The 4,163-nt window shown below is 54.9% G+C and carries 5 protein-coding genes; 4 read left to right on the top strand and 1 reads right to left on the bottom strand.

Annotation, left to right across the window (positions count from 1 at the left end; translation table 11 throughout):
* Nucleotides 1-291 precede the first annotated feature (291 nt).
* Genes PHN51_12635 through PHN51_12620 form a run of 4 tightly spaced genes read left to right on the top strand, consistent with a single transcriptional unit; the run spans nt 292 to nt 3,865 of the window.
* Complete coding sequence (locus PHN51_12635) at nt 292-501, top strand: hypothetical protein (protein ID MDD2819624.1); 210 nt, start codon at nt 292-294, stop codon at nt 499-501.
* The gene (locus PHN51_12630; GenBank protein MDD2819623.1) at nt 491-2,077 is read left to right on the top strand and encodes an AAA family ATPase; all 1,587 of its coding nucleotides are present in this window, start codon (nt 491-493) and stop codon (nt 2,075-2,077) included. Before PHN51_12635 ends, PHN51_12630 begins: the two co-directional genes overlap by 11 nt.
* Entirely contained in the window at nt 2,058-2,921 is an 864-nt protein-coding gene (locus PHN51_12625) for a hypothetical protein (protein ID MDD2819622.1), read from the top strand. Before PHN51_12630 ends, PHN51_12625 begins: the two co-directional genes overlap by 20 nt.
* On the top strand, nt 2,918-3,865 hold the full coding sequence (locus PHN51_12620; GenBank protein MDD2819621.1) for a DUF5655 domain-containing protein: 948 nt from the start codon (nt 2,918-2,920) through the stop codon (nt 3,863-3,865). Before PHN51_12625 ends, PHN51_12620 begins: the two co-directional genes overlap by 4 nt.
* 86 nt (nt 3,866-3,951) lie before the next feature.
* Here PHN51_12620 and PHN51_12615 read toward each other — a convergent pair.
* The coding region (locus tag PHN51_12615; GenBank protein ID MDD2819620.1) for a DNA topoisomerase IV subunit B at nt 3,952-4,163 on the bottom strand (212 nt) is incomplete at its 5' end.

Below are 4,163 nucleotides of genomic sequence, written 5' to 3'. Positions count from 1 at the left end.
TCTCCGGCGGCAGCAATCTCGCTACCGCTCGATCCTTGAATTCCTGTCCGTATCGCGCCATGTCTCTCTCATCATCGCCCCCGAATTTAGGATTCTATCGAGGCGACAACTATTCTGACGCGGGGGGAGGCCTTTCGCGGTGAGCTGGTGCCTCAAGATCCCAACGATGAACCCGCCAGCGTAATGCTGGAGCGCATCACGGTGGAGCGAACAAAGACCGTTGTCCAACCACGCCCCCGCAAGACAACCGCCGGACGCAAACCCGTCCACGCTCCGAAGGAGAATGCCGCCATGACCAAGAGCCGCCAGGACAACGACGTACTAGGCCAACCCTACTTGGCCCGACATCTACGCCTGATCGGCGGAGTGGCACCGGCCGAGGTATTGTTCAAGGCTTCCGAATTACCGGTAGCCGATTTCTATAAGCAACTTGCCTGGGAAGTGGCGCAAGGTCATCTACGTGACGGCAAGACGGTGCTGGAGTTGGGCCATGCGGCTTGACAAGGTCTACATCGATGGCTTCAAGAACCTGAAACAACTGACGGCAAATTTCGACGAGCGTCGCCTGACGACGGTGGTAATCGGCCAGAACGGGGCAGGCAAGTCCAATCTGATCGAAGCCATCATCAGCATCTTTCGCTATGTGGATCTGCGTCGCAACGAGCTGCGATTTCACTACCGGCTTGATTACCGTATCGACGGGGCGAAAGTAACGTTATCCAACCTCGCCGATGAACCTGCCATCGCTGTAGATGGCAAGGCGGTAACGCGCACCGAATTCGAGCGGCGCAAAAGCGACTGGTTTCCTGATCTAGTGTTTGGCTACTACTCGGGCGGTAGCCGTCGACTGGAATCTCTGTTCGATGCACACCAACGTCGCTACTACAACGACATCAAGCTTGAAGAGAATCCCGCCTTGGTTGCCAAGGCACAAGCGGAGAGGCGTTTGTTCTATTGCCGGCCCATCCACGGGGTCTTGGCTTTGCTTGCCTTTTTCGCGTTTCCCGAGGCCAAAGTCACCGCAGAGCTGGCGAACAAGCTAGGTATCACCGGTTTTCATTCCATGCTGGGCCTGTTTCGCGAGCCTTGGTATGCAAAGGGCAAGAAGATGAGTGCCGAAGACATGTGGGGATCGGGCGGCCCAGCGGGGAGTACAGCCAGGACTTTCAAAGAGGTTGCGTTTCACCCGTTTGCACTGGAGGGCAACGCCGTTGACGATTACCGCGACAAGAAACAGTCCGAGCCACAGTACGCGGCCTTCTTGCCGTCGCTTGAACACTTGAACCGTGTAGCCGGAAACTTCAAAAACGAACGTGAGATGTTCTACGCCCTGGAGGCAATGGATATCTCTGACCTGATCCGTACCGTTGATCTGTGGGTCACACGCACCAATGACAAGAGCGGCGACGTAGGTTTTGCTGATCTCTCCGATGGTGAGCGCCAATTGTTGATGGCCCTGGGCTTGATCCGCGTGTCACGCGGCAAGCGTGCGCTGTTTTTGCTAGATGAGCCGGATACGCACCTCAACCCACACTGGCAGCACAGCTATCTCAGCCTTATCGAGGAATGGACCGGCATTGCTGCCGACGCAGCCAATTGCCACATCATTCTGACCTCACACAATCCGCTGACCATTTCGGCTTTGACGCGCGACGAAGTGCGGGTGATGACAACCGAAGAAGACGGCCGAATCAGCGTTTCCGCTCCATACGCTGATCCGAAGGGCATGGGCTTCACTGCTACCTTAACGGAGATTTTCGGCATGCCCACCAGTTTGGACGTGGAAACCCAGCGCTTGGTGGATGAGCGGAATGAACTCATCCACGGCGACAGCTTGAGTGATGCGGACAATATCAGGCTTGAAGAACTGAACTACGAACTTGGGAAAATGGGTTTCCTATTCGATAGCCGGGAACCGTTATACAAGGATTTCCTGAAGAGCTGGCATGATCTTCGATATGCCGATCGGAAACCATTGTCATCCGCGCAAGCACTTGCGCGACGTGCTGCCATGAAGGAATTACTGAAGCAGCTAATTCAGGACAAGGAGGCGAACGTTGATTCTGGTACGACGTGATCAAACCTTGATTCCACCGAATCTGCTGGCGGTGGCAAAACGAGCACAGGAAAAATTAGAGAGGCTTGCGCCAGATGAACGTAAGGCCTTCATCAAGAAAAAGGCGCACATTTGGCGCAGGTTTGCTCGCTATCTTGGGAAAATGTCTTATGGAAAGTGCTGGTATTCAGAAAGCAAGGATGCTCACACATTCCAAGATGTTGACCATTTTCGGCCGAAACTTTGTGCGAAGCGAACGGACGAAATTGAGGATGAGGGCTATCCCTGGTTAGCTTTCGATTGGGATAATTTTCGATATTCATCACAGCGTGCGAACCGTCCAAGCACTGATGAAGATACTGATGAAACCGTAGGGAAAGGAAGTTGGTTTCCCTTGCTGTCGCATGGAAAAAAGGCGGTGTGGGACGATCGTTGCACAAAAGATGAACGCCCCGTATTACTCGATCCCACGGTATTGGAAGATGTGCGACTAATTGAAGTGAAGCCGTCAGGACTGATGGGGGCGTCACGCCTATGCCAGGGTGATTTTCAGCGCCGCCGAGTCGAAGAGAGCATTAAATTTCTGGGTTTAGATCTTCCTGGCATTGTTGAGGCTCGACAAGCTGCAATGCGGGCGGCAGCTGGCTTGATTGAAGATATCGAAAATGCAGTTGAAACAGCCAATGAGGTTGGGGACAAGGCATATATCGTTGCCGAGAAACAACCATGTAGTAAAAAACTTGGGCAGTTGCAAGCAATGACAAGACCGCAACAGCCATTCGCAGCCGCAGTGAGGACAAAACTCAAAGAGAAAGGGTATGGCGAGTACTGTATGCGCGAGGAGGAAATGGGATTGTATATATGAGCGACATCAAACTCTTCCGCCTCGCCGCAGGCAAAGCCACCGAACTGCAAGGCGATGCCTCCGACCTGGAAAAGCCCCTGCAAACCCTGATCGAGGCCAATCTCGAGCCCTTGCTTGGCATCCGCTTTCTGGCCACGGAATACTCCACCGGAAAGACCCACGCCGGGCGCATCGATTCCCTGGGGCTGGACGAAAACAATTGCCCGGTGATTCTGGAGTACAAGCGTTCGGTCGGAGAGAACGTCATCAACCAGGGGCTGTTCTACCTTGACTGGCTAATGGACCACCAGGCCGAGTTCAAGCTGCTGGCGCTGGACAAGCTCGGCAAGTCAGCGGCGGATGCCATCGACTGGAGCGCACCCCGCCTGGTTTGCATTGCAGCGGATTTCACCAAGTATGATGGACATGCGGTGCAGCAGATCAACCGCAATATCGAGCTGATTCGCTACCGCCGCTTCGGCGACGAGTTACTGCTGCTTGAACTCGCCAATGCCACGAGCAGCGCCAATGGCAAACCTGCCATCAGCAAGGTGGCAAAGCTTGCAATACCGGAGGAAAACGCGCTCAAGGCAGTGCCGCGTGATCGTTCCTTTACCGACTGGCTGCCCTTGCTCCCGGCGCATCTGACGGAGCTGCTGTCGTCACTGGAGGACTATGTCGTGTCCCTTGGCGACGATGTGCAACGCAAGGAGTTGCGGCTTTACCTGGCATTCAAGCGACTCAAGAACTTTGCCACGGTGGTAGCGCAAAAGAACAGACTGGTTCTGTACTTGCACCTGAACCCCAAGGAACTGGCAGCACTCCCCGCCATTGGTCGGGATGTCAGTCAACAAGGCCATTGGGGCACGGGCGATGTGGAATTGTCGCTGACGAGTCAGGCAGACCTGGACACGGCAAAGCCGCTGATCTTGATGTCCTATCAAGGGCGCAATACGACGGGCTAGGGCTGGCCCCATGCCAAAGGTCACGTTAATTCTCACAACATCCAGATTCTTGAGAAAAATCTGGATGTCAGTGAGAACCTACAAACCTACACGTCCAGGTTCCGCGCATACAGCGCGTTGGCTTCAATAAAGGCCCGGCGCGGTTCGACGTTGTCGCCCATCAGGGTGGTGAAGATCTCGTCGGCGGTGATGGCGTCGTCGATCTGTACGCGCAGCAGGCGGCGTACGGCCGGGTCCATGGTGGTTTCCCAGAGTTGCTCGGGGTTCATTTCGCCCAGACCCTTGTAGCGCTGCTTGC

This window comes from Candidatus Nanopelagicales bacterium (assembly GCA_028687755.1).
Classification (GTDB): Bacteria; Actinomycetota; Actinomycetes; order S36-B12; family S36-B12; genus UBA11398.
The sequence above is the reverse complement of the archived record's forward strand: the minus strand, read 5'-3'. Positions and strand labels throughout refer to the sequence as shown.

Excerpts from the sequence above, each read along its gene's own strand:
- PHN51_12635 (MDD2819624.1), top strand. The coding sequence starts at position 292 with ATGACCAAGAGCCGCCAGGACAACGACGTACTAGGCCAACCCTACTTG.
- PHN51_12620 (MDD2819621.1), top strand. The coding sequence starts at position 2,918 with ATGAGCGACATCAAACTCTTCCGCCTCGCCGCAGGCAAAGCCACCGAA.
- PHN51_12630 (MDD2819623.1), top strand. The coding sequence starts at position 491 with ATGCGGCTTGACAAGGTCTACATCGATGGCTTCAAGAACCTGAAACAA.